Origin of the sequence: Bacillus sp. FSL K6-0073, assembly GCF_038006085.1 — a bacterium.
Classification (GTDB): Bacteria; Bacillota; Bacilli; order Bacillales; family Bacillaceae_G; genus Bacillus_A; species Bacillus_A cereus.
Genome location: NZ_JBBOUN010000001.1, coordinates 3,217,370 through 3,243,626, shown reverse-complemented (window position 1 = coordinate 3,243,626; position 26,257 = coordinate 3,217,370). Strand labels below are relative to the sequence as shown.

The window sequence follows — 26,257 nt, the reverse complement described above, 5'->3', positions numbered from 1 at the left end:
GCCGCGAATAATGCGGGTAGGAGGTGTTGTACATTTTTGTTCGACACTTACAAAAAGAGAGTGTCAATCGCACGCCCTTGAAGGGCCTTTTTTTGTGTAAATGGTAGTAAGGGAGGAAATTTTGGGATGGCAATGTTGAAAAAGTGGCTGCTTACGTCGTTAATGGCAGTGACACTTGTATTTGTTTCTTTTGCGAATACAGTACATATTACGTTTGCTGAAGAAAATACAGCAAAACTTGCAATTATTGGGGAATCACAAAAAGGCATTATGTTATGCCCGAAAGAAGAGCAAATTAAAGATGGGGAAACAGCTTTAAGTTTGCTGCAAAAGGTCATGGGGGACAAGGTAGAATCTGAAGCGATGTCGTTTGGAACATATGTAAAAGGCATCGATGGTTTAATGGCCGGGGCTACAAGTGGTTGGACATACGATGTAAATGATACATCTGCACAAGTTGGGGCAGATAGTTATAAATTAGAGTCTGGTGATGTTGTTGTATTCCGTTTTGTTTCAGACTGGAGCAATATAAGCCAGGAAACATTGAAAGAAACGTTAGATAAGTTCGGGACTTGTAAAACAGAAGAACCTGACGGTGGCAAACCAGAAGAACCAAAGACGGATAATCCAAAACAAGAAAAACCAGAAGAACCAAAGACGGATGATCCAAAACAAGAAAAACCAGAAGAACCAAAGACGAATGATCCAAAACAAGAAAAACCAGATGGTACAAAAACAAATGATGAAAAAACAGAACAACCAAAGCAAGAGAACATTCAAGTTCCAAGTGTACAATTAAACGAAGCCATTTCTAAAACATCAGATAAGATGTTACAAGATGGAATTGAAAGTGACTGGGTAGCTGTAGCGCTTTCTCGTTCTGGAAAGAATGTGCCAATTGAGGCAAAATTAAATTATGTTAAGTCAGTAACTGAAAAAGTAGAAAAGCGCATTAATCGTTTTTCAGCGACAGATTTAGCTAGAACAATTATTATGATGAATGCAATGAGTGCAGACCCTAAAAATGTAGGTGGACATAATTTAGTTCAAAAATTGTATGAGTCAGATAAAGTGAATTCTGTTACAGGTTATGCATTTGCTTTACTTGCATTTGATACGAAGAAGTATGAGATTCCAGTTGAATCAAAATGGAACAGAGTTGCTCTAGTGGAAGCACTGTTAAATAATCAGCATACAGACGGTGGATGGACTTATAATAGTTCAGGTAGTAAAGATAGTGCTAGTAGCGTTGATGTAACAGGTATGGTTTTATCAGCATTAGCTCCTTATCAAGAGCGATCAGATGTGAAACCAGCTATACAAAAAGCTGTTGCGTATTTATATAACGAACAGCTGGAAAATGGCGGTTTTTCAGCTGATGGACAAGAAAATTCAAATAGTACTGCGCAAGCAATTATTGGATTATCGCTTGTTAAAGATGTAGATCAAAATCGTCTTCATAAGGCAATGCAAAACCTATTATCATATCAACTTTCAAATGGTGAATTTAAATGGTTACCAAGTGATCAAAATGGTAACGGAATGGCTACAGAACAGGCTCTTTTAGCATTACTTCAATTTAAGGAAATGGGAAAATCTATTTATGATTGGTCTAATGTAGACGCTGGTGATGTAATTAAGCCAAAACCGATTGAAGAGCCAGAAAAGGTCGTTGAACCAGAAAATAATGTAGTAGAAAAAGAAGTTACTGAAGAACCGAAAGAACAAGACCAAGTACAACAAGAAACAAAAGATGAAAATCTAAAAGTAGTTGTAGATAACGAACCGGTTAAGAATAAAAAAATCGGAAACGGTAACAGTCTACCAAAAACAGGAGCATCTTCTCATAGTGCAGCAACAGAAGTAGGTATGGGTGTATTATGTATTGCTTCTGCATATGTATTATGGAGACGTAAAGCAGCTTAACAAAAAATTAGGAGCAATTATTTGCTCCTAATTTTCGTATGAAAGGTGAGAGATAGGATGAGTAAGGTGAAATGGTTCATTTCTTTACTGCTTTCGCTCGGGCTACTTGCCGGATGTGAAGAGGCAGCTGTAAAGCCTGAAAAGAAGGTAGAACCGAAGCAAGAAGAGGTAGCGAAACAAGAAGAACAAAAAGATGAAGCGAAGCTAGAAGAAAAAGCAGAAGAAAAGCAAGCTGAATCAGAGCAAAAGCAGCAAGAAGAACAGAAAGAGAAACAAGAACAAAAAGTAGAAGAGAAGCCGAAAGAGGAAAAGCCGCAGGCACAACCAGAGGTAAAGAAAGAAGAGAAACAACAGGAACAACCGAAAGAGCAACCTGCTGTAAATAAGCAACCAGAGCAGCAACAAGTACAAGAAGAGAAACAACAACCGAAAGCACCAGAAGTAAAAGAAGAAGCAAAGGTTGTGAATCAGCCGAAAGAAACACCGAAGCAGGAGCAAAAAGTTGATCCGAATAAAGCGGAGAAAACGATACCGACTCCGGCAGTACCAAAACCTGAACCATCAAAACCAGATCCAGTACCAGTACCGAAACCGCAAGCAAAACAAGTAACAATTTCGGTAAAAGGAAATAACGGATATATAATGGGTGCGAAAAAGATGGATGTACAAGATGGCGATACTGTGTATAAAGTATTACAACGTACAGGATTAGATGTTGATGCAAGCGGATCTAGAGATAGTATTTATGTAAAAGGTATTAATGATTTATATGAAAAAGATATTGCGGATACTAGTGGATGGAAATATCGTGTGAACGGTGCTTTTCCAAACCATAGTGCTGGTGTAGCTACGGTAAAACCAGGAGATACAATTGAGTGGGTATACGTATTACAATAAGAAAGGCATTCGGTAAAGGGCTATGAAAATAAGTTTTTCTTCTTTACATCCTTTTGTGAATTTTTTCTATTATATCGGGGTGATGATACTATGTATGATGTGTCTTCATCCTCTTTTTTTAATTGGAGCAATAGTATTAATTATTATGTTAAATGTGATGCAAGGAAATAGCGAAAAGATAAGAAAGATGCTACCGAGCACAATTGTTTTCTTTTTTATGGTAATTTTATTTAATTCGTTATTAACGCATAGAGGTCGAACTACGTTATTTTGGTTAGGTGATAGCCGTATTAAGCTTGAGGCGATTATGTTTGGAATAGTAATGGGGTTATTACTAGTTGCAGTTATGTTTACGTTTGCGTCATACAATGATATTATTTCCAGTCATAAATTTTTATATTTGTTTTCAAGAATTTCACCGAAAGTTGCATTGTTAACGATGATTACAGTGAGATTTGTTCCTTTGTTTATAAGGCGATTAAAGAAAATCACACTCGTTCAAAAGACGAAAGGTGTGCAGGTAGATTCAGGTTCGATAATTGAACGCGTCAAAAATGGTATGCAATTGCTGCAAGTATTATTAATTTGTTCATTAGAAGATGCACTGCAAACGGCAGATTCTATGCAAGCTCGTGGATTTGGTGTAACGAAGCGTACGACGTATATTCGCTATAGAATGGAAAGGCGCGATTGGTATACGCTCAGTTATTTAATCATTTTATTTATAGCGGCTATTATATGTAGTAATTATGGCGGGGGGAAATTGATTATTTATCCGAAAGTCGAATCGATTCTATTTCAGCAATACGATGGGATGATGTTTGTCGTATTTACGATGTTTATTAGTTTACCAATCATAATGGAAGGGAGAGAATGGATATGGTGGCGCATGCAGAAATAAACAATTTATCATTTGTATATGCTGATGAAAATGAAAAAGCGTTACAGCATATTTCTCTTTCTGTTCAAAAAGGTGAGTTTATTGCACTTGCTGGAGGATCGGGATCTGGGAAGACGACTTTATTAAAACATTTTAAAAAGGAGTTACTTCCAATTGGTACGCGTTCTGGAGAGATATTTTATGAGGGTGTTTTAATAGAGGAAGTAGCTGATTTGTTATCTGCCCAAGAAATTGGGATGGTATTTCAAAACCCAGAAAATCAGATCGTTATGGATACAGTGATTCAAGAATTAGCATTTTCTTTAGAAAATATCGGATTACCATCACATATTATTCAAAAAAGAATAGCAGAGCTTATTAGCTTTTTAGGATTTCAAGATTTATTGCATCAATCTGTTCACACGTTATCTGGTGGGCAAAAGCAACTTGTTAATTTAGCTGCGGTATTAGTTATGCAGCCGAAATTGCTATTATTAGATGAACCGACAGCGCAGTTAGATCCAATCGCTGCAAAAGAGTTTTTAGGATTATTAAAACGGATTAATGAAGAACTTGGAATTACGATTATTTTAAGTGAACATCGTTTAGATGAAGTTATCCCGCTTGCAACACGCGTTGTTTGTATGGATAATGGCCGTATTATGTATGATGGTAGTCCTAAAATTGTTATTACGGATATGTGGGGAGTAGAAACATTCCGTCCATTTATTCCGCAAATTCCAAGGCTATTTTTAGAGTGGAATGTGAGAGATATTCCGTTTACAGTGCGAGAGGCGCAAATGAAAATGAATGATTTTGCAGCGATATCATATGTAAATGAGCCAATAGCACAAAGTGAAAAGCAAGAGGTAATTTTAAGCGCAGAGCATATTTCGTTCCAATATGAAAAAAATAGTCCGCTTATTTTACGTGATTTATCAGTTTCGATTGAAAAAGGAAAATGGGTAGCACTCGTTGGGAAGAATGGTACAGGTAAGTCTACACTGTTAACGATTTTAGCAGGATTACAAAAAGCGAGAAGAGGGAAAGTAAAGTGGAACGGAAAAGTAATACATAAAATTGATTCGAAAGAACGTTTTAAAAGTATTGGGTATGTATCGCAGCATCCGTATTACCATTTTACATTTGATACAGTATGGGACGAGGTTTATGAACGTGCGCGTGAATTATATGGAGAACAAGGAAGAAAAATTGCAGAAGAGATGTTGAAAAAGTTTTGGTTACATGCGCTTAAAGAACGCCATCCGCATGATTGTAGCGGAGGAGAGCAACAATTACTTGCGCTATGTACAACGTTATTATCAAAGCCAACGCTATTATTACTGGATGAACCGACAAAGGGGTTAGATCCATGGAAGAAAGAAAGAGTAGGAGAGCTATTTAGGAAGCTACAAAAAGAAGGAACAACAATTGTAATGGCGACGCATGACATTGAATTTGCAGCGAAATACGTTGATCAATGTATGATGTTATTTGATGGAACAGTCATTATGAATGATGCACCGAAAGAATTTTTTAGCGGCAACTTCTTTTATACAACATCTATTAATCGATTCATTCGAAAAGAATTGCCATATGCATTAACGTGGGAGGATGTGTACGAAGCGTGTCCAAAAGATATGTTGCATTCATAATATGTATCTTTGCAGTAATAATCGGCACATTACTCTTTACGACACTTGTCATGGACGGTTATTACATGTTAAGTAGTTTGTTTATATTAGCGGTTATTATGTTACCTTTCTATATCCGTTTTGAAAGAAAGGCGTTTGTTTCACGTGAAATTGTTCTCGTTGCTGTATTAGCGGCAATTGCAGCAGTAAGCCGGGTGCCATTTTCTATTTTACCAAGTGTACAACCAACTTCTTTTGTCATTATCGTTTCTGCAATTGTCTTTGGAAGTGAAACTGGTTTTATGATTGGTGCTACAGCAGCAATCGTATCTAATATTTTTTTAGGACAAGGTCCGTGGACACCGTGGCAAATGTTTTCGTGGGGCATGATTGGTTTTATAGCAGGTCTACTTCGTAATACATTTTTTATGAAAAAGCTATGGGGAAGACTTCTTTACGGAGTAATTGTTGGTTTTTTATTTGGCTGGATTATGAATTTCTGGGGCCTTCTCGGTTTTATACGAGAAGCAACGTGGGAAACTGTCATTTCGTATTATATCGCAAGTTTTTACTTTGATTTGAGCCATGCGATTTCGAATGTTATTTTCTTATTACTATTTAGTACTTCATGGATTACGATTCTTACAAGATTTAAAAAGAAATACGGTATATTAGATGAGCATAACGTGACATAGAAAAGCATACTCATATAAGGTAGGGTCGCGACTTACATATTCGTTTGCCTCTTTCATGCTTCTTACATATTGTAAGGAGCATTTTTTTGTCAAAAAATCGATTTAATATACATCCGTTATTATATAAAATTATTTGTATAATGGTAGGTGAGAACTTTTTTTAAAAGGGAGGTGTATAGTTAATGAAGTTAGTTATTCCGAAGCAACATGGTGCATGGGCCATGCTTGTTATTCCTTTTTTATTAAGTGTCATACTTGGGAAACCTACTATTTATCATATTCCATTGTTTTTAGCGTGGTTCTTTATCTATTTAGCCACGTATCCATTTCTTACGTACATAAAGCAAAGACGAAAAAAAGAGTTTTTACAAGCTGCCATTGTTTATTTCAGTATTGCGTTCCTATTTGGGATGATTTCTTTATTATATGAGTGGCGAATTCTTTTATTCTTAATAGTAATGATTCCATTATTTATAGTGAATATGTATTACGCCCGTCAAAAAAATGAAAGAGCATTGCTAAATGATATTTGTGCAATCATTGTGTTTTGTATCGGTGGGTTAATTAGTTATTACTTTTCAATGAAGCAAATCGATCATACAGCTATATTCATTGCACTTATTTCATTTTTATACTTTTTAGGTAGTACGTTCTATGTGAAAACGATGATTCGTGAAAAAAATAACCCGAAGTATCGTCTTATATCTTGGGGATATCATATCGTATTAACGATAATCATATTTGTGATTAATCCGTGGTGTTCTCTTATTTTTATACCAAGTGTCATTCGAGCGATTATGTTGTATGGCAAAAAAATTTCTATTATAAAAGTAGGAATTTTAGAAATTGCTAATTCTGTATATTTTTTAATCATAACGGCAATAATTATGAAGTATGCCATTTGAAAAAACTTCCCATCAATTGATGGGAAGTTTTTAATCTTTTTCTAAAATATGAACGGTGTACTCGCAACGTTGAATAGCTTGTTCAACAGCATAAAGTGATTGTTCAATACGAGCGCGATTAAAATCTTTTTCAACTGTTTCGAGCGCTTCTTCTAAACAATTTTTAGCTTCTTGTAATGATTGAAAAGAATCTTGTACATATCCGCGAGCATTTTGATGCATTTCATAATCCTCCTTGCGTGTTCGTATATGGGTAGTATGAACAGTAAGGAAGAAAATATAATTTGTTATATTTATTTGACAATTAAAGTGGAATTACGTATAGTAAGAATTAAGTGAATATTTTCTTATCTAGAGAGGTGGAGGGACTGGCCCGATGAAACCCAGCAACCGCGATGCAGGTGCTAATTCCAGCAGAACATATTTGTTCTGGGAGATAAGACGAAGATATATACGTAACTTCTTCTTATCGGAGAGGTTTTTTTATTGCAAAAAAACCGATTACGAAAATTTATATTAAGAAGAAAGGGGTTGCGCATTACTGTGACACTCGAAAAATACGTAAAACTGCGTAGTACAGTTTATGAATATATGATAGAGCAAGATAAGCCGATATCATTGTTAGATATTCAAGAACATATCGTTTCGCATCATGAAGGAAAATTCACGAAAAAGATGTTGCATCAATTTTATTTATCAAGATTATTAGACGAACTAAAACTGGATGGGAAAATTACATTAGCTGATGAATATCTCTATGCTGAAAAAGGGGTATTGTATAAGGCGAGAAAAGGGAGCTAAGCTCTCTTTTTTTCTTAAAATAACGGAGTATGTAGAGTAAAAGACTGCTAAAGCAGCCTGATACAGGGAATGGTGTTGAGTGTGTAGTGTCAAAAATTGAATGTGCCTGAAAGAGGCAATTCATATCGGCTGCAAATGAAAAGAGACACCTTCGCCGAATAGGTGTCAGTCGTTTTGTCATATAGACTTGCTATTTGACAGTTATTAGAATAACATACAGGATTTTTGAAGTCAAAAGGGAATTAAAGGAAGGCGTACAATTATGTACGCTTACTTATTAGAAGATATAACGAAATGGATCCCAAAGTACATTGTAGATAAGGGATATGAATATTATGAAGATGGACATGTAGAAGATGTTGAAATACATGATAAAAAAGTGTTTGCTTTCGTTACTGGAAATGCAGGAAATTATGAAGTAGTTATCAATCTCGAAGATTTTTCAGAAAGTAGCTGCGAATGTCCATATGAGAATCTTTGTAAGCATATGGCGGCAGTTGTTTATGATATTCAAGGTGCTGGTGAGAGTGCAGTTAAAGAGAAACTGAAAGATTTAGAAAAAGAAGAATTACTTATATTATTGAATCGATTATTGCAAAGTTCGAAAAACGTACAAATTTTAGAGAAGTTATTAAAGAAGGGGAAACTTTAACGTATAGAGGGAGTTGTTATGTAGTGAACGTACTAATTGTATACGCTCATCCTAATCCTTCAAGTTTTAACGCGGCGATTTTAAATCATGTGCAAAAAGGACTACCGGAAACAAATCATTCAGTTACGCTGCTTGATTTATACAAAGAACAATTTGATCCAGTCCTCGTATTTAATGAAGAGAAGAAAAGACGTGATTTAGTAAATGAAGAAGAAACAGCTCGGTACAGAACGTTAGTAGAAGAAGCAGATACACTTCTATTCATCTATCCAATATGGTGGTGGGGGATGCCAGCAATTTTAAAAGGATTTATCGATCGTATTTTCGTAGCTGGATTTGCTTATAAATATGAAGGGGCTCTGCCGAAAGGCTTATTGAAAGGTAAGAAGGCGTGGGTGATTAATACGCTAGATTCACCGTTATGGTACGTCGCACTATTATATCGATCAGCAGATTGGATTATGATGAAGAGAGGTGTTTTACGTTTTTGTGGCATTCGCGATATAAAACGTTCAGTGTTTCAATCTGTGAAAACGAGTAAAGTATCAAAGCGTGAAAAATGGTTATTACAAATAGAAGAAAAGGCTCGTACATTATGAATGAAGTCGACCGTATTATAAACTGTGTTCAGTATGACGGCGAACTTTTTCGGAAGTATGTTACGTGTTTACTTCAATTGAAAAAATGTAGTAAAACATTTCAGCAAATTCAAATAGAGTTAAGAAATGACTACTTGATAAGAGGAATTTGTGAAAGAGAAGTTGATGAGGTAGTACGGGGAAGTAAAGAATATGAAATGCATTTTCTTCCTAAAGCGTTACAGTGGAATTTTTTGAGGGAAAATCCACATCTAATTGAAAAAGTGTGTGAAGATTTTTTTGCATTTGAGTCATTACATCTTACGGAGATAGAGTGGGAGAAGGTTATAAATTGCGTGGGAAATAAGTGATTTATTATGTAAAAAAGCTAGTATAAAACTAGCTTTTTGTTTAAATAAATAAGAAGCATAGACTAATGATAAAACCCGCATATAGTAAGTTCACAACACAAAATCCCATAATGTCACGAGCACCTAAACCAGCTATCGCTAATGCTGGTAATGCCCAGAAAGGTTGAATTAAATTCGTCCAAGCATCGCCCCATGCAATTGCCATTGCTGTTTTTGCAGCAGGTACACCAAGTTCAGCGCCAGCTGGAATCATAATTGGTGCTTGCACAGCCCATTGACCGCCGCCAGATGGAACGAAAATGTTAACAATGCCAGCACTTAAAAATGTAAAGAGCGGAAAAGTCGTTTCATTTGAAATGCTAATAAAGAAATTAGAAATAGCTCCTCCAAGTGAAAGTCCTTCACTATTTGCTCCAATCATCATGCCCATAATTCCTGCGTAAAACGGAAATTGAAGTAAAATGCCAGAAGCACTTTTCGTAGATTCTGAAAAAGCGCGAATATACTGAATCGGAGTACGGTGGAAAATAAGACCTGCAATTAATAACATAAAAATCACGATATCGAGAGTAAGGTTAAAACCTTTCGTATAAAAGTAATTGAAAATATAAATGAGACCTAACAATCCAACGCAAAGTGTAATAATAATGCTATTTTCCATCTTTTCAGCGAATGTATTTTTTTCTACTTCTTGAGCAGCGGCTTCTTCATGGAACACGCTAGGATCTACAGTTATCGTATGTTTTTCATCTGGATGCATCGCCTTATTAATGAGAGGCATCGTAATGAGAAAAATAATAACTGGAACGAGAGCGTATGGTGAGAATAACGTTTCTGTTATTGGAATCGCCTCTTTAATACTTCCAGCAGTCGTTTTAATTAACGTTTCACCGCCTGTTGCTAACGTAAGAGGGATAGAGGCAGAAAGACCCGCATGCCAAATGAGAAATCCAGAGTAAGAAGAGGCGATTGCTAGTCTATAATCTAATCCGTCCAGCTGCCTTGCCACTTCTTTTGCGTATAAAACAGATACAACAATTCCAAAGCCCCAGTTTATGTATGCACCAAGTAAACTTACAATTGAAATGGCAATAATGCCTTGTCCATTCGTTTTTGGTAGTCTGGCAGCTTTCGTTAATCCCTTTTTAATAAGAGGAGCATTTGCTAAAGCAGATCCAGTCACGAGTACAAGTGCCATTTGCATAGAAAAGGCGAGGAGTCCCCAAATTCCATTACCCCAGTGATTAATCATTTCTACAGGGGTTTGGTGAGTCGCAAACATACCAAAGAAGATAACAAAAACAGTTAGTAAACATGATAAAATAAACGGTTCTGGCAAGAAGCGTTGCACTAAGGCGACGCAACCATTTGTAAAGGAACGAAACAAAATAGATCACCCTCCTTATGTATATGTATTACAATTATTCGAGGTTGTTTAGGAGATAACCTCCAACATAAAGAAAATTCAGATATTTGTAGGGTGGTAATTTATTGATAGGTTGATATAGAGCCTTGTATCAGATTCTGCTTTTAATATACTAGAAGAAAACGGTTGGAAATGGGGTAGCACTTATAGGGATAGTATAGAGAAAGGTTACTAGCTGGCTTCAAAGCAACTGTTGCAAAGGGAGAGGAGATTCAATACAATAGTGTTGCATTACATGAGAAATATGTTTAAGCACAAACCTAGCTAAAAATGTTTATACAAATACACTTAAAATTGATGGGGGAATTATGATCAAAAGTTTTTATCTTTTAAAGCCTAAAATGTTTACGGCAGATATGTATTATAAAGTTTTTGTTACAGGTGACTGTATATATTTTATAAAGATTGGCGGACAGTTTCATAGTCGACATGCTTATAAAAAACAATTACCTGGTATTTCAGAGCTATTGTTTTTGTTTTGGTTCAAAAAAATTGAGAAAAAACAATTAAACTTAGAAACTGAAATAGATACAAAAATACATACTGGCAATATACATGAACTCTTGCAATTAAAGAATACCTTTTCAATTGAAATAAATACAATTGAAGAGGTACTATTAAATAAACGAGGAACGTTTCATACAGGTTTTAATGATAATGGAACAATTTCCTTTATGTTAAAAAATGGTCAAAAAATAAAGTTCATCATCCCGGAAGAAACTTTATTTTCATCTATAGAAGAAATTTTCGACCAATATGAACAGACAATCTTTGTAAGGGAAGTGTTTTAACGAATTCTCCAAAAGGTGTGGATGTATTAGTTAAAAACTTAATTAAACATGTAAACTGCTTATATAAATTTTGATAGGCGTGTTATAAGCAGTTATTCTTTCAGCATCTTCTAATATGTAGGAGTATAAATAAAATATCCTATCATTTAGAAAAGCTTCCACTACTGTGGAAGCTTTTCTAAATGATGGGCAATATCAACATACATATTTGAGTAAGTCGAATGTATTTCATTACTTGGCGTTGCGTTAGAAGAGAAATGAACGATTACCATATTTGCTTTCGGATCGATGTAAAGTGTTTGTCCGTAACTACCTAACACTTCAAAAGCACCTTGTTCATTGTGCGGAATCCACCATTGATTATGATAAGAAATGGAAGCTCCAGGGCCAATTGCAAGTTCACCTTCTTGGACATTTTTTACACTTTCTGTAATAGAAGAAGGGAGAATTTGTTTTCTGTTATATTCTCCATTGTTTAATAGTAATTGCCCAAATCTCGCCATATCTCTAGCAGTTGCATTTAATCCAGCACTAGCTTGTTCTACTTTTGTTTCATCTGTAACGTAATACGCGTTTTCTTCCATACCAATTTGAGACCAAATTCGTTCACTTACATTTTCAGCTAGTGATTTACCAGTAATAGTTCTAATAATCCAAGCGAGCGTTTCTGTTGATCCGTTATTGTAAGAAAAGGAAGAACCAGGCGGTGCAGTTTCTTCGGCTTCTCGTAACATATCATAAATTTTCATCGGACCGTCGTAATTTTTGCCGCGGGGTAAAATATTGCTAGCTAAATATAATTGTGCATCTTGATTTTCTAGCCCAGGCTGCTCATATCCGTGGGTCGGGTATTCTGCTGAAACTTGCATGTCCATTAATTGCTGAAGTGTGGCATTACCGAACGGTGTGTTTTTTAATTCTTTTATGTAAGTGTCAGCTGTTTTTTCTAAGTCAATACGATTCTCTTCAGCGAGAGATTGTATAATTGCCCCGGTAAAGACTTTTGCTAATGATGCCATACCATGAGGTTCATTCTGTTTATACCCATTGAAATATCGTTCGTAAACAAGTTGTCCATTATGTACAACGACAAAAGCATCTGTTTTGTTATCGTCTAAAAGTTTTTTTAGAGGAGTTGTATTTCCGAATCTACGCTCCACAGCAAAATCGTCTAAGTTTTGCAATGCGGAAGGGAAGTGAGCAATTTGGTCAGGATTGTTTTTTACGTTATTAACTAAAGTGAATTCTTTCATATGGGTATATGACCAACGTAAGTAAGGGTCATTTAACCAGTTTTCTTTTGTCACATTATGTTTTGATGGGGTCGTTTTATTTTGTTTGAAGTAAGTAAACCCAAGCCCTGTAATTACAAATATGAATGTTAGTATAAGTAAGAGTAGGGGAGATTTTTTTAGTTTCATATATGGCCCTCCTTTTTATTTCTACTATAAGTATACGCTCGTCTTGAAAGAAATACAAAATAAGGAAAGTAAACGGGGAAGTTTACTTTCCTTATTAACGTTAAGCGGAAATTTTTCCGTCTGTAGGTTGTTTCTTGAATTTTTGTTTTCGTCCGTGTAATCCATAATATAAAAGTAAAGTGAACGCAACGATAATAGCTGCGATAAAATACATATTATGATAACTGGATTTCGCTGCGACAATACCTAAAATGAAAGAACCAAAGCCAATACCACTATCAAAGAATGAGAAATACGTAGCTGTCGCAGAACCACGTCTATGGTTTGGAGCGGCAGAAATCGCAATCGTTTGGAAACTCGGAATTAATGTTCCGTAACCTAAACCAATTAGCATACCTGCGCCAAGGAACCAAAATGAAGTTTGTGCTTGGCTTAATATGAACATTCCGATTGTGAAAATAATGATAGCAGGGTAAACGAGTACATTTTCACCGAAGCGATCAAAAATCTTTCCTGTAAATGGACGAGAAATGACAACAACAAGTGCGTATAAAATAAAGAAGTAACTTGCAATTTCACTTAAACCGAGTTCTTTCGCATAAATAGGAATAAAGGATAAAATACCACTATAAGAAAAGGCTAAAACAAATCCTGTAAGTGCAATTGGAATAGAAGATGGTTCGATTAAGTCTTTCCATTTCATTTTTTCACGTTTTTGTTTGCTAACAGGTGCTTCGTGTGGAATATCTACAAGTAGTCCTAATAAAAATGCAAGTAATGAAAATACGGAACAAACGATAAATAACACAGTAAACGAAAAATGAGAAATAATTGTTAAACCTAAAAAAGGACCAATTACCATCGGCAGACTCATAAATACGCCGAAATATGCAAGTGCTTCGCCTCGTCGATGAGCTGGCGCAACATCAGTTACGATCGTACCAGTAGCTGTCGTTGCCATCCCGAACCCAATACCGTGTAAGAAGCGAAGGGCAAGTAATAAGAATAAACTTTGCGCACCGAAATACATAACAGTAGCGGCTAAAAATAATGAAAGTGAAATAAATAATATTTTCTTTCTTCCTAAATCATCGAGCCATTTTCCTGTGAATGGTCTACATAAAACAGAAGAAATAAGAAACACAGTTGCAACTAAACCAATTTCCTCAGGTTTTCCTTTTAGGCCGTCTATTACATAGACAGGCAGAGTAGTCATAAGCATGTAAAATGTTAAGAAGAGAAATAGACTACTAAAACAAGTTCCGAGGAAATCCTTCGTCCAAAGTTTCTCACTTTGCATCGTCATCCCTCCAATTTAATCTAAATTTTTAATAATTTGTTGTAACACTTGAAATGCTTGATGTAAATCATCTTCATTAATACCTTCTAGCGTTTTTTCTTCGAAAGTATCAACTTCTTCTTGCCATATTGGAATCATCTTTATCGCTGTTTCGGATAAAGAAATGAGCTTCTCACGGCGATCTTTACCTTCTGTACGAATAATCCATCCCATCGTTTCCATACGTGTTAATGTACGAGTCATCGTTGGTGATTCAACATTTAAATACTGGCACAATTCTGTTTGCGTACAAGAACCAGTTTGATTAATGCGGAAAATAACAGCCCATTGCGCACTAAATAACCCTGTTGGAGATACACGTTCATTAAATTTCTTCGTAAACTTTCGAGAAGTCTGGCTGACGATGTGAAAAAAATGTTGTTTTTCGTCCATGTATTTTGATCCTTTCAAATTAGTTACCTAGCTAACTATATACTTTTTTATAATAATTGTCTAGTAATAGACATGTTGATTTATGTAAAAAATTCTTATAGGTTTTATGTTGCGAACGTACATTCTACGTGCTATTCTTTAATTAAGTAAAGAATTTTCTTTCTATTAAATAGAATGGGGGAACTTGTGATGATTAAGCCTGCAACAATGGAGTTTGTTTCACTATCGAACGGAGAAACGATTGCATATCAGGAAGTTGGAAGGCGAAATACAGATATTCTTGTACTCATTCACGGGAACATGACATCGTCACAACATTGGGATTTAGTTATTGAAAAGTTGCAAGATCAATACCATATTTACGCTCTTGATTTAAGAGGGTTTGGACAATCAACGTATAATCAATCGATAGATTCATTACAAGACTTTGCAGAAGATGTAAAATTATTTATCGACGAGTTAAAGCTAGAGAAATTCTCATTAATGGGCTGGTCAATGGGCGGTGGCGTTGCGATGCAATTTACAGCGAATCACCCAACTTTTGTAGAAAAGTTAATTTTAGTAGAATCAGTAGGAATGAAAGGTTACCCAATCTTTAAAAAAGATACGAATGGGCAGCCGATTGTATCAAGTTTAGTAAAGACGAAAGAAGAAATTGCACAAGATCCAGTACAAATCGCTCCAGTATTAGACGCGATAAAAAATATGAACAAACTATATTACCGTACAGTATGGAATCTATTAATATATACGCATAACCAACCTGAACCGGACCGTTATGAAAAGTATTTAGATGATATGTTAACGCAACGTAATTTCGTAGATGTGAATTATGCGCTCATTACATTTAATATTTCAGATGAACATAATGGGGTTGTAGAGGGAAGTAAGCAAATTCATCGTATTAAAGCGCCAACACTCGTCATACAAGGCGATAGAGATTATGTCGTACCCCAAGTAGTCGGTGAGGAATTAGCGAAACATTTGCCAAATGCAGAGTTGAAGGTATTAGAAGATTGCGGACACTCGCCGTTTATTGATTGTTTAGATGTATTTATAAAACATGTAGAGAATTGGTTAGAACAGAAATAATCCCCGAAATGAAAGGTATTGCATATACTATAACATTGTAGGTAAAAGGGGAGATTATCAATGCATCAACCATTTTTCATCGCTTATTCGCCATATAATCATTACGCATATACAAAAATGATGATAAACCCGCTGTATATGCAAGTTTCGCCAGCTGTAGTTCCTTTACAAATGCAATATCCGCAGCCACCAATCGCTAACGCACAGCAATACTTATATGAAACTGCTTTTTATAAACATCCATACTTTAAGCAATTTCATAACAATGTGAAAGCGCAAGTTTGGGAAGGATAAGATAACAAGCTAAAAGGTTCATTCTTTTAGCTTGTTTTTTATTGTGAATATCCGTACACGCATTTGCAGAAACAGTTTATAATGAAAAGTGGAAGCGTGAGAAGGAGAGGGAAAGGGATGTCAATGCGTTTTACTTTTTGGATTATGGTTGGGATTGTAGCAATCTCAGGTTTATCACAAGGAATGCTCTTACCTGCCATTGCAATGATTTTTGAACAAGAAGGGGTTAGTTCAAGTATTAATGGTATTCATGCGACGGCATTGTACATTGGGATATTAGTCATTTCGCCGTTTCTTGAAAAACCGATGCAAAGGTTTGGAATGAAGCCGATTATTGTTATAGGTGGGTTTCTCGTTATTATTTCATTATTCTTTTTTACACAAACATTTTCGTTTTGGGTATGGTTTATCCTTAGATTTCTAGTTGGAGTCGGAGATCATATGCTTCATGTCGGAACACAAACGTGGATCACGACAACATCAGACCCAAGTAAAATAGGGAGACAAGTATCGATATACGGTGTATTCTTTGGAATTGGTTTTGCCGTTGGCCCGTATTTAGCAAGCACTGTGCAGTACGGTCTTGCAACGCCATTTATTATATCTACTGTACTTTGTTTAATAGGTTGGCTTTTACTACTTCCAACAAAAAATGCATTCCCAGCGCAAGATGAAAGAGAAGCGAAGAGTGAATCATCATTTTCTCGTTATAAACAAGTTGTTGGATTAGGATGGATTGCACTGCTAGGACCACTTGCATATGGCGTACTTGAAGCAATGCTAAACAGTAACTTACCAGTATATGCACTTCGTAAAGGGTGGTCTGTTTCAGATGTATCCTTCTTATTACCAGCATTTGCAGTTGGGGGTATTATTACACAAATTCCGCTCGGTATATTGAGTGATAAATACGGAAGGGACCGTATATTAACGTGGACGTTTAGCATAAGTACGGGCATTTTTCTACTTGCCGCCGTATTTGATCAATATTACTGGATCGTCTTTGCCTGCATGCTTTTAGCGGGTATGGTTATTGGATCGTGCTTCTCTTTAGGGCTTGGATTTATGACTGATTTATTACCGAGACATTTACTACCGGCAGGTAATATATTATCCGGAATCGCTTTTAGTTTAGGAAGTATTATGGGACCTGTATTAGGCGGCGTATTTATAGAAAAAATACAGTATACAAGCTTTTTTATTGCGGTTATGATTATAATGGGAATTCTCGCAATGTTATATATGGTCTACATGAAAAATCAATTTGCATCAAGAAAAATAGAAAGTAGGTTAGGGCATGACAAAACAACCTAATAAAAAGAAATTTGAAGTACTTGAAAATGAAACAATTACAGACTGCTTAGCACGTATGGAACAAGAAGGCTACGCTCCGTCTCGTCGTATGGAAGAGCCAATCTTTCATGAAGTAAAGAAAGACGGCAAAACAGTAGTTGAGCCGTGCGGTAGGAAGATTGTTTTTGAAGGGAAATTGAAGTAATCCAATAACAAATTTTCTTTATAGTATAGAGCCATCCAATAGTTGGATGGCTTGTTTTTTTATTAATCAATGAAGGAATTGAATAGAATGAATCTCTCGTTCATTTCTCCTAATGGGCTTCTTTATATGGGACAAAAGATTGCTACTTTTTTCGTATATTGGTAAAATAAGTTCTTGGGTCTTACTTATTGTTATCGGTATAATGTTTGTCGCTTGAATGAAAGAAATTAGTTGCAAAAATTTCGCACTATGTAAAGGGGTACAGCAACGATCCCTTTTTTGGAGGCACCTTAAACATAAAGCGAGAGAAGAGGCTATATGAACGATTCTCCTATCTTGTTTAAATATTAAACGAGTTATTGCAATTGGAATAGGTATATCAAACTAGTCGACATCCTGATGGATTATGTTTTTCTAGTAATCTATTACTTCTGATGGAATCGATAGATTGCTAGAAAGCGGAAAACAATTATTAGTATATTCCGAAGCAGGTGTAACAGAGTGTCCTTCCATAATTAAGGGTAAAACCAAAATACGTTTTTTTAAAGAATGATTTGTTAGAACAGGTTATAAGGAATAAAACAGAAAAGAGGATCACATGTTAGATACTTTACAGAGAAGTAAAAAGTTTTTTTTAGTATGTCTTATTTTTTTAGTGCTTTTAACCGCTTGTGGTAATACTGATGTTAAGACATCTAAAGCTTCGTTACCACCGGCTGAATCCAATATAGATACATCATTAAAAGCACCGAATTGGGTAGATAAAAGTCCTATCCAACAGTCTCCTAATTTTACGGAAGATAAAAAAGTACAATCGGTTGTGAATTTAATAGCTACGGGTGATAATTTATATCATGACGCAGTAATTAAAGATGGCAAACAAAAAGACGGTTCATATGATTATAATTATATTTATGAAAATATCAAAAAGGCTGTTAAATCAAGTGATCTTGCTATAGTGAACCAGGAGACTCCGATTGCCGGAAATAATTTAAAAGTACAAGGATATCCGACTTTCAATACACCTGAAGAAGTAGGCCAATCTTTAGTGGACACTGGATTCAATATAGTGACGCAAGCGACAAATCACGCTATGGATATGGGTATTAAAGGTGTTGCGAATACAAGAGAATACTGGAAAAAATATCCGGATGTTATCCCAGTAGGTATTAATGAGAGTAAAAACGAGCGTAATGAAATAAAAACGATTACAAAAAATGGTATTCGTTTTGCGTTACTAAATTATACATATGGTACGAATGGAATTAAAATTCCAGCTGATAAGTCTTGGGCTTTAAATTTAATTGATAAAAAAGCGATACAAAATGATGTGGAAAAGGCAAAGAGTAGCTCTGATATGGTGATTGTTATGGTGCATTGGGGAGTAGAATATACCTCAACACCTTCAAAGCAACAAAAAGAAGTTGCTCAATATTTAACAGATTTAGGTGTAGATGTAGTAATTGGAAATCATCCACATGTAATTCAACCAATTGAGTGGAAACAAAATAAAGATGGACATGAAACGCTAATCTATTATTCTCTTGGAAATCTTATTTCTGCGCAAGAAAAATTAGAAACATTGGTTGGAGGATTATCTTATGTACAATTTGTTAAGTATGAAGATAAAACTTTTGGTATACGACAAGCGGCAATCGTACCGACAGTAACCGACTATGCTGATGGTAAGAAACAATTTAAAATTCAATTTTTAAAAGATTATTCGGATGAAAATTCTAAAAAACATGGAATTAAAAAATTTGTCGGCCCGGTTTCTTTGAAGGATTTCAAGGAGATTCCTAGAGACGTGTTGGGAAATTGGTATAAAGACTAATAAACAAAAAGGGAATGAGATACAATTAAAAAATTTATAATTTTAGCATTGGTATTAGCAATGGGATGGAGTCTTGCTGCTTGTAGTGGAAAGCAAACATCTCAGGCAACTACTAATAATAACGATAAAAATAAAAATGAAATACATGCGAAGAAAAAAGATGTTTTACCTATCTCTGATGTTAATGATTGGAGAATTATCCTTGTAAATAGAGAGCATATGTTATCAAAGGAACTAGGAATTGAATTAACAAGTATCACCCAAAATGCGAAGCCAAATATGAAAATAGATAGTAGAATTGCAACTTCCTATCAGGATATGGTAGCAGCTGCAAAAAAAGAGGGAATCAATCTTTATTTAAGATCAGGTTATCGAGCTATAAAATTACAACAAACTTATTATGATGCTTCAGTTAAAAGCTATAAATCTCAGGGCTTGTCGGATAAAGAGGCTAGTGCTAAGGCATTGGAATATCTTCAGTATCCTGGTGCAAGTGAACATCATACTGGATTAGCGTTAGACATTATTTCAGTTGAATGGCAGAATACTGTAGAAGATTTAAATGCAAAATTTGAAACTACCGATGCATTCAAATGGTTAGATAAGAACGCTGCAGAATATGGATTTACTCTCCGCTATCCAAAAGATAAAGAGAATATTACTGGCATTAAGTATGAGCCATGGCACTATCGTTATGTAGGGAAAGAAGTTGCTGTTTATCTAAAAGAAAAAGGGTTAACTTTAGAAGAATATAACGAAAAAATTAAGTCTGGTAAGTAAAAATATGCTTTAATTTTATTAAACATTATGCACTGCTACAAGAAAAGGTGAATCTGAGGATGTGTTAACCTTCCACCTAGTATTGTAAAAACTGAGTATGATAATTTGAGCACGTATGAACCAGTTATCGTGTAAAAAGATGTATGTATTATGAAATTAAAGTTAAGGATCTGATATTCATATCAGATCCTTTTTCTATTGTTCTTTTAAGAGCGACTGAGCCAAAATATTGGAATGAATATAGAAACAAAACAGCCTAAGGAATAGTAAAACGAGTCAGGGAGCCTACTCGTACGCTTCATTGGGATTATCCAGAAATAGTTGTTGATGAAATAAGAAAGAACTGGTCTTACTCTCAAGCAAGGATTTAATACGAATGAATTGGATAAAAGGTAGTAATAAATACATAGTCATATTGATTAAAGTTTCACTTTATTGAAGAAAAATGCGAAAGCCATTCATAAAATATGGAAATGTTAAAATCCCTTTGATAAAATAGCAATATGTAAAAATAATTATTTGTTAATTCTTAATGTAATGAATATTCATGTTTAAATATACGAATTTAACTACATAGTTATTGTGCTAAAGGGGGAGAAAGATGTTAGATGAATTGTACAATGCTTTTTTAAATGCGTCTGGTTTTACAGAAAGTGCGAGGAAACGAGATCGGTATGATGATTTACATGATTATTTAAAAGATAAAGAAAGAGAGTTAAAGCAATTCATTCAAGATGCTGAATCAGCGAAGAGAGATTATGAGAGTAAAAGTAATGGTTTAGAAGCTAATAAAATTCCGGCAGTTGAATTTGAACAAAAACGTCATGAAAAGGATGAAGAATTACATACATTAGTATCCTATTTTAAAAGTGCATTAAGCGATGTTGGATCTGCAAAAAGTACAGCTTATGCAAAGTATTTGGAATATAAAGCGAAAGCAGAATCGGAGAAAGCGTCAGCATACGCTGCAGCGACCAAGGCTTTTGAAGAAAAGAAAAAGGAATTTGAAAAACTTATCCATTAAGCATACAAAGAATGGAGGGAACCAACATGAGTGGTAAAGAGGTTGAAATTATAGGAAGTAACACTGCAAGTGCCATTTCTTACGCACAAAACATTGAAAATGGTATGAAGGATTCTTTAAACCAAGCGAAAGACTTAAAAGCATATGTCACAGGTGCGAAATGGAATGGAAAAACGAGAGATGCATTTTTAAGTTATCTTGATTTGATCATTCAATATAATTCAGAAATGGTAGAGGCATTTGAAGGACATACGAAAGCTTTGAAAGAGTTAGATAAAAGCATTCAAACGTACGGAGATAAATCGGAAGTAAGGGCGATAAAACAACTGTGATGGAGAAACGAGGGATAAAAGAATGGGGAAAGAAATGAGTTTTGCACCTGCTGAATTATATGTTCTCGCAGGTGCAGCTGGGGTTACCGATATATTTGGATTGCCAAACCGTGACGCAATTATTTTACTTGATGCAGAATGTGTCACGAAAGCAACTACGAGTTTAAAAGAAAAAGGCCTACTTACAAGTGAAAATGGAATTACCCCTGCAGCTTTTCAAATAATTGAACTATTAAAGGAATATGAAAATTGTCATGAATACACGAGAATGAATAATGTATTAATTGGCTTTTTAAAAGAGGATAAAGACCGTGTGGCTGTATTAACAGAAATAGAACCAAATAAAAAATACGAGATCGACTACATACCAAAGCCGGACGTATATTTTTCATTATTAACACGCATTCCTTTCTTATTGAGAGAACCGAGGGAAATAGAAGATACATTTTTCTCAAAGAGAATGACAGAGGCAGAACAACAAACATTTGAGGAAAAAGATTTATCAAATAAAGACGTTATAGCGATAGAAACGTATACGAGACCTCGAAGTAATAGAGGAGGAAAATGGGAATGTTTCTTATATTTTACTGAAGGAGAAGATTTCGTTCAAATCGATGTAGATCGTAATCGATATGACTGGGTGAGCCTCTATGCGATTAATAAGAAATTGTATGACGTGTTAAAAATGCCATATAAAAAGTTAATTGACCCGAGACAATTCTCGTTAGGAGGTATTCAATAATGCAAGTATCAATGGGAGATAGTGGTTCTGGTGGTGGAGAAGAAGTATTAGTTAATTTTCAAGAACTACTTGATATAGTAATGAAGTTAGAAAATATATATAAAATCCATGTAGACGTCATTGGAACGAATATTGAGAGTTTATTAAGCTGTGATTTTTATCAAAAAGGTGAAGCGATGAGAGTAATTGAAAAATATCCTGATATATTACACAAAACACTAGAATTGGCTGAACACTATTCTAGGTCAGCGACAGTTGTAGGAAATGTATGTGTAGAAATGCTTGAAAAGGACGAACAATTACGTGAAATATTAAGTAAGTTGTAGAAATCACCATACGGCTGGGGGGATGAAAACGAGATGGATGTGAAATATAGACCTGAACCATGGCAAAACATGGGGGATGGTATGAATCGAATTACAAAAGATGCACTCATGAAATTACGGGAAGCAAATGAATCATTAAAAAGAATTGATGGAAGAATACGAGATTTAGACTCGGATGGTAGTATCCATTTTAATCCTAAAGATCAATCGCAAAAAATTGGGGAATTACTTGATAGTTATTCGACATTACAAAAATATTGCGGAGAAGCAGGGCGATTAGTCTCTGAACATATAGATAAACCTTTTTTAGTAGAAATGGATAAATTCGCTCAAAAAATGAGAGATACATCTATTCTCAGTTTTGAAACAAATAACCGAATTGGCTCTACAACAACGACAGTATTACCAGGTGCGCATGCAGGCTACGGAAGTGTACCACAAACAATACAGAAGAAGAAAGATAAAATAACAGTAGAAGATATTTTTAGAGATTCACCTGCATTTGATAACGTACTGAGAGGGGAATACAAAGAACTAAAAAAACAAAATCCGGATGCAAAATTAAATTATGAAGAATACAAGAAAGTAGTCCCATCCACACGAGGATTTGAATACAAATCGATAGAAGATGAACAGAAAAAACTAGAAATGGTGCGAGACATAGGAATAGGCGTAGGAATCATCATCACAACAATCCTTTGTCCACCACTCGGGGCCGCTGCCGCAGTAGTATACGGAGGTGTACAAATAAAAAGCGGTATCGACGGAGAAGACTGGGGAACACATAGGAAATTGAGCCAAGAAGAGCGGGTAGGAAACATCATTTTTGGCGGATTAGATGCAATCCCAGTTGTTGGAGCAGTAGGAAAAGGAGTAAAAGCATTCAAAGGGACGAGTGAATTAGCTGATTTAGCCAAATTATTAAAATTCAAAGAAGGAATGCCTGGTTTTAATCCAAATTTGGGTAAAAATGTGGTACAATCGCTTAAGGAAAATAATCTATTAAAAAATTTAAAAATACAAGGCTGGAAAACCGTAGATAAGATTAATGATGCGGACTACTTCATTAAAGGTCTAGTGGCAAAAGGTGTGGACTCCGTAACCCCATTCGCTAAAGGTGTAGAAATAATGCCAGATGGAAGTGTCGTTAGATCTGGAACGAACTATAGCGGGAAATTCCAAGAAGCCCATGATGCCTCAAAGGCGAGTATTCAGAGTAAGATCTCGAATTTGGAGAGTGGTGGGGTTAAGGGTACGGGGGATAGTGGAATTCCTCCTAGGTACGGTGAGAGAAAGATTACAGATGAAGAATATGAAGCATTAAGAAAAAAAACACCGACAGCAAAAATAAGAAAACAAGTAAATAAAGGCCACAATAAAAAGATAGAAACGGAGGATCAGGCTCTTCCTGGAAAAACTTTTATAGGTTCACTAGAAGCAGATCATATTGTGTCTATGGACAGAATTGCAAGTATGGATGGTTTTGGTAATTTAACAGAAAAACAACAGTTAGAAGTATTAAATAACCCAGAAAACTTTACAGGATTAAGTAAATCTGCAAACACTTCAAAGCAATCTAAATCGTATGAAGAATGGACACATTATAAAAAGGGAACACCAGATGAGATAGAAGTTAGTCTTGACTTTAGGAGCAAGATGATTACAAGAGAAAAACAGCTTGAAAGAATATTGCAAAAACAAATTGATGATTTTAAAAAAGAATAATATAAAATAATATTAAAAAGGATGGGGAAAAATGAGTTCTAAGTTAGATATATTAAGAGAGTATAATGAAGATATTCAATTGATTAATGCAAATGAATTTAAGAATATAAATGCATCTTTAATTCCTGATTTATGGGTGGAAGTATTTAGTGAACATAATAGAGAAAAGAGAATCAAGAAAATTTTAAGTATATGGAAAAAATATGTAGATAATAATTTATCTAATACTATTGCTTACTTATCAGAATACCTTGAGGATATTGAACTGATGATAAGTGAGGACACCTATTCAATCTTGTATACAATAAAAAATCAAGGTGGAGAAGATTTATATTATGAAGGAAGAAATCCTAAAGATAGTTTTAATAATGAGGAATTAGAATCTTCATGGAGAGAAATTCCTGAATCTATTAGGGACTTTTATGAAAATGTTCATAATGGATTTTATGATTACACAAGTGAATCGATGGGATTGATGCCATTAGAAGCTATAACTTACTTTGGGGATGATGACTTAGAGTGGGGGATTATAGATGAATTGGAAGAACCTATAAAGATTAATTTAAAAACATCTTTTGGATTCTTTAGTAATGGTATGGGGAGCTACATAGCTATAGATTATGAAAATTGTAAGAATAACAATGCTACTTTTTGGTCAGCTAAGAGTCAGCCTAAATATAATGTTCACTTTTGGGATTTTGTAGATGAATGGATTGTTATCGGTTTTGAATAAAAGGTTTTTAAAATTTTGAGACAAAGTCTATAAACCTTTTGACGTGATTGTGACATCTGAGGGGAAATTAAAAATTTATTATGGGTATACTAAATGGTATCAATCTACTTTTGGACCGAATGACCGAGTGGATTATTTTGAATATAAATATTTAGGGAAGAAACCGAGTAATGAAAATGAGCGAAGAAAATTCGAAGAGATGAAAGAATATGAAGAGCAAAATAAATCTTAAAATATTCTCTGTTAAATTAAGGAATGCATTATTAGCGAGTAAATATGTAAAATATCCAAATCAACTAACTTTAGTTGGGCTATTGAAAAAAGAATAGTGACGGATTAATGTTACTTATAAAACAGATGAACTTAGAGCACTTGATTGTCAATTAAAGGCAACAAGTGCTTTTTTGCGTTTTAGCGTAGAAATAATGTGGTACAATCGCTTAAGGAAAATAAGACTTAAAAAAATGCACTAGATGCTATGAAAAATACTCCTATTCCAGCAGCAATTAGGACGGAGGATACTGGAATAGGAATGAAGCTTTCTTATATAGAATCTTCAACTGTTGGAGAAGTAGTTGGAAAGTTTTCAAAGGCAAGTACGGTAGCTAAGGATGACGCTTATCAACTTGCTAAGGGTACGGGTGAAGTAAAGAACCTAGATAACGTTCCGCGAATTGATGAAATTGAAGTAAACTTTAATTATAAAACTAAATTCGATTCAGAAGAATTTGCAAGACAGTTAAAGGATCAAGAAAAAGGTATGAATGAATTAACCGTATATGAGTATCAGCAAAATCGGAAGCGATTTATTGATGAAGGTAGAGCAATAGAAGGAAATGCAGCACAACAAGCAGCTCGTGAAAAAGCCTTAAGTAAAAAAATAGAAGAATTATTTGAAAGTGGAATGTCTTGGGAAGAAGCTGAGGGAAAAGCAGCTAGTTGGTTGAAAACACAGGCAGCACTTCATAATCCTGATCAAATAGCAGGGGGAAATCCGTTGCATATTGGTGGTCTGGGGGATAAAAGGATAAATTCTTCACTAGGTAGTCAATGGCGGTATAGAATTGATATTGTTGATGAACAAATCAAGGAATTAGAAAAGAGTTTAACCCTAGAACAACGGAAAAATACGTATTTAAATGTTAAACTTACATATTAAAGGAGGATT

The 26,257-nt window shown here is 35.0% G+C and carries 29 protein-coding genes, 1 pseudogene and 1 riboswitch; of the genes and pseudogenes, 25 read left to right on the top strand and 5 right to left on the bottom strand.

Annotation, left to right across the window (positions count from 1 at the left end):
* Positions 1 to 126: 126 nt before the first annotated feature.
* The 6 genes from MHB52_RS16880 to MHB52_RS16855 all read left to right on the top strand — a co-directional run bounded on the left by MHB52_RS16880 (position 127) and on the right by MHB52_RS16855 (position 6,937).
* Positions 127 to 1,926, top strand: coding sequence for a DUF4430 domain-containing protein (locus MHB52_RS16880; protein WP_061663347.1), 1,800 nt, complete (start codon positions 127 to 129; stop codon positions 1,924 to 1,926).
* Positions 1,927 to 1,983: 57 nt separating this feature from the next.
* Positions 1,984 to 2,823, top strand: a complete 840-nt coding sequence (locus tag MHB52_RS16875) for a DUF4430 domain-containing protein (RefSeq protein WP_061663349.1) — start codon at positions 1,984 to 1,986, stop codon at positions 2,821 to 2,823.
* A 22-nt stretch (positions 2,824 to 2,845) separates the two neighbouring features.
* The gene (locus MHB52_RS16870) at positions 2,846 to 3,724 is read left to right on the top strand and encodes an energy-coupling factor transporter transmembrane component T (RefSeq protein ID WP_002101120.1); all 879 of its coding nucleotides are present in this window, start codon (positions 2,846 to 2,848) and stop codon (positions 3,722 to 3,724) included.
* The gene (locus MHB52_RS16865) at positions 3,697 to 5,358 is read left to right on the top strand and encodes an ABC transporter ATP-binding protein (protein WP_033694169.1); all 1,662 of its coding nucleotides are present in this window, start codon (positions 3,697 to 3,699) and stop codon (positions 5,356 to 5,358) included. The genes MHB52_RS16870 and MHB52_RS16865 overlap by 28 nt, the downstream gene beginning before the upstream one ends.
* A complete protein-coding gene (locus MHB52_RS16860) occupies positions 5,331 to 6,032 on the top strand; it encodes an ECF transporter S component (protein WP_000044901.1) in 702 nt (233 codons plus the stop codon). The genes MHB52_RS16865 and MHB52_RS16860 overlap by 28 nt, the downstream gene beginning before the upstream one ends.
* A gap of 182 nt (positions 6,033 to 6,214) precedes the next feature.
* A complete protein-coding gene (locus tag MHB52_RS16855) occupies positions 6,215 to 6,937 on the top strand; it encodes a YwiC-like family protein (RefSeq protein ID WP_044795161.1) in 723 nt (240 codons plus the stop codon).
* 30 nt (positions 6,938 to 6,967) lie between these two features.
* Here MHB52_RS16855 and MHB52_RS16850 read toward each other — a convergent pair whose 3' ends face one another.
* On the bottom strand, positions 6,968 to 7,159 hold the full coding sequence (locus MHB52_RS16850) for a hypothetical protein (protein ID WP_000554032.1): 192 nt from the start codon (positions 7,157 to 7,159) through the stop codon (positions 6,968 to 6,970).
* A gap of 122 nt (positions 7,160 to 7,281) precedes the next feature.
* Positions 7,282 to 7,380, top strand: a riboswitch (SAM riboswitch).
* A 100-nt stretch (positions 7,381 to 7,480) separates the two neighbouring features.
* On the opposite strand from MHB52_RS16850, the gene MHB52_RS16845 reads away from it, so the two are divergent.
* The 4 genes from MHB52_RS16845 to MHB52_RS16830 all read left to right on the top strand — a co-directional run bounded on the left by MHB52_RS16845 (position 7,481) and on the right by MHB52_RS16830 (position 9,339).
* A complete protein-coding gene (locus tag MHB52_RS16845) occupies positions 7,481 to 7,738 on the top strand; it encodes a hypothetical protein (protein ID WP_000171476.1) in 258 nt (85 codons plus the stop codon).
* A gap of 262 nt (positions 7,739 to 8,000) precedes the next feature.
* Positions 8,001 to 8,390 (top strand): SWIM zinc finger family protein, encoded by a 390-nt coding sequence (locus MHB52_RS16840; protein WP_000271497.1) that lies wholly within the window; start codon positions 8,001 to 8,003, stop codon positions 8,388 to 8,390.
* A 23-nt stretch (positions 8,391 to 8,413) separates the two neighbouring features.
* Positions 8,414 to 8,989: an NAD(P)H-dependent oxidoreductase gene (locus tag MHB52_RS16835; protein WP_001101652.1), complete on the top strand. Its 576-nt coding sequence runs from the start codon at positions 8,414 to 8,416 to the stop codon at positions 8,987 to 8,989.
* A complete protein-coding gene (locus MHB52_RS16830; RefSeq protein ID WP_001006482.1) occupies positions 8,986 to 9,339 on the top strand; it encodes a hypothetical protein in 354 nt (117 codons plus the stop codon). Before MHB52_RS16835 ends, MHB52_RS16830 begins: the two co-directional genes overlap by 4 nt.
* Before the next feature lie 40 nt (positions 9,340 to 9,379).
* Here the strand turns inward: MHB52_RS16830 and MHB52_RS16825 are convergent, their stop codons facing one another.
* A complete protein-coding gene (locus MHB52_RS16825; RefSeq protein WP_000490011.1) occupies positions 9,380 to 10,726 on the bottom strand; it encodes a short-chain fatty acid transporter in 1,347 nt (448 codons plus the stop codon).
* 347 nt (positions 10,727 to 11,073) lie between these two features.
* Here MHB52_RS16825 and MHB52_RS16820 point away from each other — a divergent pair, with 347 nt between their 5' ends.
* On the top strand, positions 11,074 to 11,556 hold the full coding sequence (locus MHB52_RS16820; protein ID WP_061663351.1) for a hypothetical protein: 483 nt from the start codon (positions 11,074 to 11,076) through the stop codon (positions 11,554 to 11,556).
* Positions 11,557 to 11,717: 161 nt separating this feature from the next.
* On the opposite strand, the gene MHB52_RS16815 is transcribed toward MHB52_RS16820, so the two are convergent.
* The 3 genes from MHB52_RS16815 to MHB52_RS16805 all read right to left on the bottom strand — a co-directional run bounded on the left by MHB52_RS16815 (position 11,718) and on the right by MHB52_RS16805 (position 14,709).
* Positions 11,718 to 12,977, bottom strand: coding sequence for a serine hydrolase domain-containing protein (locus tag MHB52_RS16815; protein WP_061663353.1), 1,260 nt, complete (start codon positions 12,975 to 12,977; stop codon positions 11,718 to 11,720).
* 100 nt (positions 12,978 to 13,077) lie between these two features.
* Positions 13,078 to 14,277: an MFS transporter gene (locus tag MHB52_RS16810; protein WP_001190318.1), complete on the bottom strand. Its 1,200-nt coding sequence runs from the start codon at positions 14,275 to 14,277 to the stop codon at positions 13,078 to 13,080.
* A 15-nt stretch (positions 14,278 to 14,292) separates the two neighbouring features.
* Entirely contained in the window at positions 14,293 to 14,709 is a 417-nt protein-coding gene (locus MHB52_RS16805) for a MarR family winged helix-turn-helix transcriptional regulator (RefSeq protein ID WP_000343675.1), read from the bottom strand.
* Positions 14,710 to 14,898: 189 nt separating this feature from the next.
* Between MHB52_RS16805 and phaZ the strand changes: the two genes are divergently transcribed.
* The 14 genes and pseudogenes from phaZ to MHB52_RS16735 all read left to right on the top strand — a co-directional run bounded on the left by phaZ (position 14,899) and on the right by MHB52_RS16735 (position 26,248).
* Entirely contained in the window at positions 14,899 to 15,801 is a 903-nt protein-coding gene (gene phaZ / locus MHB52_RS16800) for an intracellular short-chain-length polyhydroxyalkanoate depolymerase (RefSeq protein ID WP_000594881.1), read from the top strand.
* Positions 15,802 to 15,861: 60 nt separating this feature from the next.
* On the top strand, positions 15,862 to 16,095 hold the full coding sequence (locus MHB52_RS16795) for a hypothetical protein (protein ID WP_000554161.1): 234 nt from the start codon (positions 15,862 to 15,864) through the stop codon (positions 16,093 to 16,095).
* Positions 16,096 to 16,212: 117 nt separating this feature from the next.
* Complete coding sequence (locus MHB52_RS16790) at positions 16,213 to 17,409, top strand: MFS transporter (RefSeq protein ID WP_000062803.1); 1,197 nt, start codon at positions 16,213 to 16,215, stop codon at positions 17,407 to 17,409.
* Entirely contained in the window at positions 17,393 to 17,593 is a 201-nt protein-coding gene (locus tag MHB52_RS16785; protein ID WP_000166303.1) for an NETI motif-containing protein, read from the top strand. Before MHB52_RS16790 ends, MHB52_RS16785 begins: the two co-directional genes overlap by 17 nt.
* A 598-nt stretch (positions 17,594 to 18,191) precedes the next feature.
* A complete protein-coding gene (locus tag MHB52_RS16780) occupies positions 18,192 to 19,427 on the top strand; it encodes a CapA family protein (RefSeq protein WP_000887599.1) in 1,236 nt (411 codons plus the stop codon).
* 48 nt (positions 19,428 to 19,475) lie between these two features.
* Positions 19,476 to 20,207 (top strand): M15 family metallopeptidase, encoded by a 732-nt coding sequence (locus tag MHB52_RS16775; protein ID WP_000241986.1) that lies wholly within the window; start codon positions 19,476 to 19,478, stop codon positions 20,205 to 20,207.
* 601 nt (positions 20,208 to 20,808) lie between these two features.
* Positions 20,809 to 21,231 (top strand): hypothetical protein, encoded by a 423-nt coding sequence (locus MHB52_RS16770; RefSeq protein WP_000883455.1) that lies wholly within the window; start codon positions 20,809 to 20,811, stop codon positions 21,229 to 21,231.
* A 26-nt stretch (positions 21,232 to 21,257) separates the two neighbouring features.
* Entirely contained in the window at positions 21,258 to 21,563 is a 306-nt protein-coding gene (locus MHB52_RS16765) for a WXG100 family type VII secretion target (protein ID WP_000014535.1), read from the top strand.
* A gap of 22 nt (positions 21,564 to 21,585) precedes the next feature.
* A complete protein-coding gene (locus tag MHB52_RS16760; protein WP_000514120.1) occupies positions 21,586 to 22,305 on the top strand; it encodes a DUF5081 family protein in 720 nt (239 codons plus the stop codon).
* Positions 22,305 to 22,631 carry a hypothetical protein gene (locus MHB52_RS16755; protein ID WP_001198201.1) on the top strand — a complete coding sequence of 109 codons (327 nt, stop codon included), beginning with the start codon at positions 22,305 to 22,307 and terminating at the stop codon, positions 22,629 to 22,631. The genes MHB52_RS16760 and MHB52_RS16755 overlap by 1 nt, the downstream gene beginning before the upstream one ends.
* Positions 22,632 to 22,664: 33 nt before the next feature.
* The gene (locus MHB52_RS16750) at positions 22,665 to 24,356 is read left to right on the top strand and encodes a hypothetical protein (protein WP_080451575.1); all 1,692 of its coding nucleotides are present in this window, start codon (positions 22,665 to 22,667) and stop codon (positions 24,354 to 24,356) included.
* 31 nt (positions 24,357 to 24,387) lie between these two features.
* On the top strand, positions 24,388 to 25,089 hold the full coding sequence (locus MHB52_RS16745; RefSeq protein ID WP_000095661.1) for an SMI1/KNR4 family protein: 702 nt from the start codon (positions 24,388 to 24,390) through the stop codon (positions 25,087 to 25,089).
* A 37-nt stretch (positions 25,090 to 25,126) separates the two neighbouring features.
* Positions 25,127 to 25,321, top strand: a pseudogene (locus MHB52_RS16740) (immunity protein YezG family protein); the annotation flags it as partial.
* 450 nt (positions 25,322 to 25,771) lie between these two features.
* A complete protein-coding gene (locus tag MHB52_RS16735) occupies positions 25,772 to 26,248 on the top strand; it encodes a polymorphic toxin type 15 domain-containing protein (protein WP_050399644.1) in 477 nt (158 codons plus the stop codon).
* The last annotated feature ends 9 nt before the right edge of the window (positions 26,249 to 26,257 follow it).

What these genes read in the sequence shown, in the direction of transcription:
- MHB52_RS16755 (WP_001198201.1), top strand. Translation starts at nt 22,305, where the DNA reads ATGCAAGTATCAATGGGAGATAGTGGTTCTGGTGGTGGAGAAGAAGTA.
- MHB52_RS16855 (WP_044795161.1), top strand. Translation starts at nt 6,215, where the DNA reads ATGAAGTTAGTTATTCCGAAGCAACATGGTGCATGGGCCATGCTTGTT.
- MHB52_RS16780 (WP_000887599.1), top strand. Translation starts at nt 18,192, where the DNA reads ATGTTAGATACTTTACAGAGAAGTAAAAAGTTTTTTTTAGTATGTCTT.
- MHB52_RS16790 (WP_000062803.1), top strand. Translation starts at nt 16,213, where the DNA reads ATGTCAATGCGTTTTACTTTTTGGATTATGGTTGGGATTGTAGCAATC.
- MHB52_RS16880 (WP_061663347.1), top strand. Translation starts at nt 127, where the DNA reads ATGGCAATGTTGAAAAAGTGGCTGCTTACGTCGTTAATGGCAGTGACA.
- MHB52_RS16840 (WP_000271497.1), top strand. Translation starts at nt 8,001, where the DNA reads ATGTACGCTTACTTATTAGAAGATATAACGAAATGGATCCCAAAGTAC.
- MHB52_RS16785 (WP_000166303.1), top strand. Translation starts at nt 17,393, where the DNA reads ATGACAAAACAACCTAATAAAAAGAAATTTGAAGTACTTGAAAATGAA.
- MHB52_RS16865 (WP_033694169.1), top strand. Translation starts at nt 3,697, where the DNA reads ATGGATATGGTGGCGCATGCAGAAATAAACAATTTATCATTTGTATAT.
- MHB52_RS16810 (WP_001190318.1), bottom strand. Translation starts at nt 14,277, where the DNA reads ATGCAAAGTGAGAAACTTTGGACGAAGGATTTCCTCGGAACTTGTTTT.
- phaZ (WP_000594881.1), top strand. Translation starts at nt 14,899, where the DNA reads ATGATTAAGCCTGCAACAATGGAGTTTGTTTCACTATCGAACGGAGAA.
- MHB52_RS16760 (WP_000514120.1), top strand. Translation starts at nt 21,586, where the DNA reads ATGGGGAAAGAAATGAGTTTTGCACCTGCTGAATTATATGTTCTCGCA.
- MHB52_RS16850 (WP_000554032.1), bottom strand. Translation starts at nt 7,159, where the DNA reads ATGCATCAAAATGCTCGCGGATATGTACAAGATTCTTTTCAATCATTA.
- MHB52_RS16745 (WP_000095661.1), top strand. Translation starts at nt 24,388, where the DNA reads ATGAGTTCTAAGTTAGATATATTAAGAGAGTATAATGAAGATATTCAA.
- MHB52_RS16815 (WP_061663353.1), bottom strand. Translation starts at nt 12,977, where the DNA reads ATGAAACTAAAAAAATCTCCCCTACTCTTACTTATACTAACATTCATA.
- MHB52_RS16830 (WP_001006482.1), top strand. Translation starts at nt 8,986, where the DNA reads ATGAATGAAGTCGACCGTATTATAAACTGTGTTCAGTATGACGGCGAA.
- MHB52_RS16770 (WP_000883455.1), top strand. Translation starts at nt 20,809, where the DNA reads ATGTTAGATGAATTGTACAATGCTTTTTTAAATGCGTCTGGTTTTACA.
- MHB52_RS16870 (WP_002101120.1), top strand. Translation starts at nt 2,846, where the DNA reads ATGAAAATAAGTTTTTCTTCTTTACATCCTTTTGTGAATTTTTTCTAT.
- MHB52_RS16820 (WP_061663351.1), top strand. Translation starts at nt 11,074, where the DNA reads ATGATCAAAAGTTTTTATCTTTTAAAGCCTAAAATGTTTACGGCAGAT.
- MHB52_RS16795 (WP_000554161.1), top strand. Translation starts at nt 15,862, where the DNA reads ATGCATCAACCATTTTTCATCGCTTATTCGCCATATAATCATTACGCA.
- MHB52_RS16750 (WP_080451575.1), top strand. Translation starts at nt 22,665, where the DNA reads ATGGATGTGAAATATAGACCTGAACCATGGCAAAACATGGGGGATGGT.
- MHB52_RS16765 (WP_000014535.1), top strand. Translation starts at nt 21,258, where the DNA reads ATGAGTGGTAAAGAGGTTGAAATTATAGGAAGTAACACTGCAAGTGCC.
- MHB52_RS16805 (WP_000343675.1), bottom strand. Translation starts at nt 14,709, where the DNA reads ATGGACGAAAAACAACATTTTTTTCACATCGTCAGCCAGACTTCTCGA.
- MHB52_RS16875 (WP_061663349.1), top strand. Translation starts at nt 1,984, where the DNA reads ATGAGTAAGGTGAAATGGTTCATTTCTTTACTGCTTTCGCTCGGGCTA.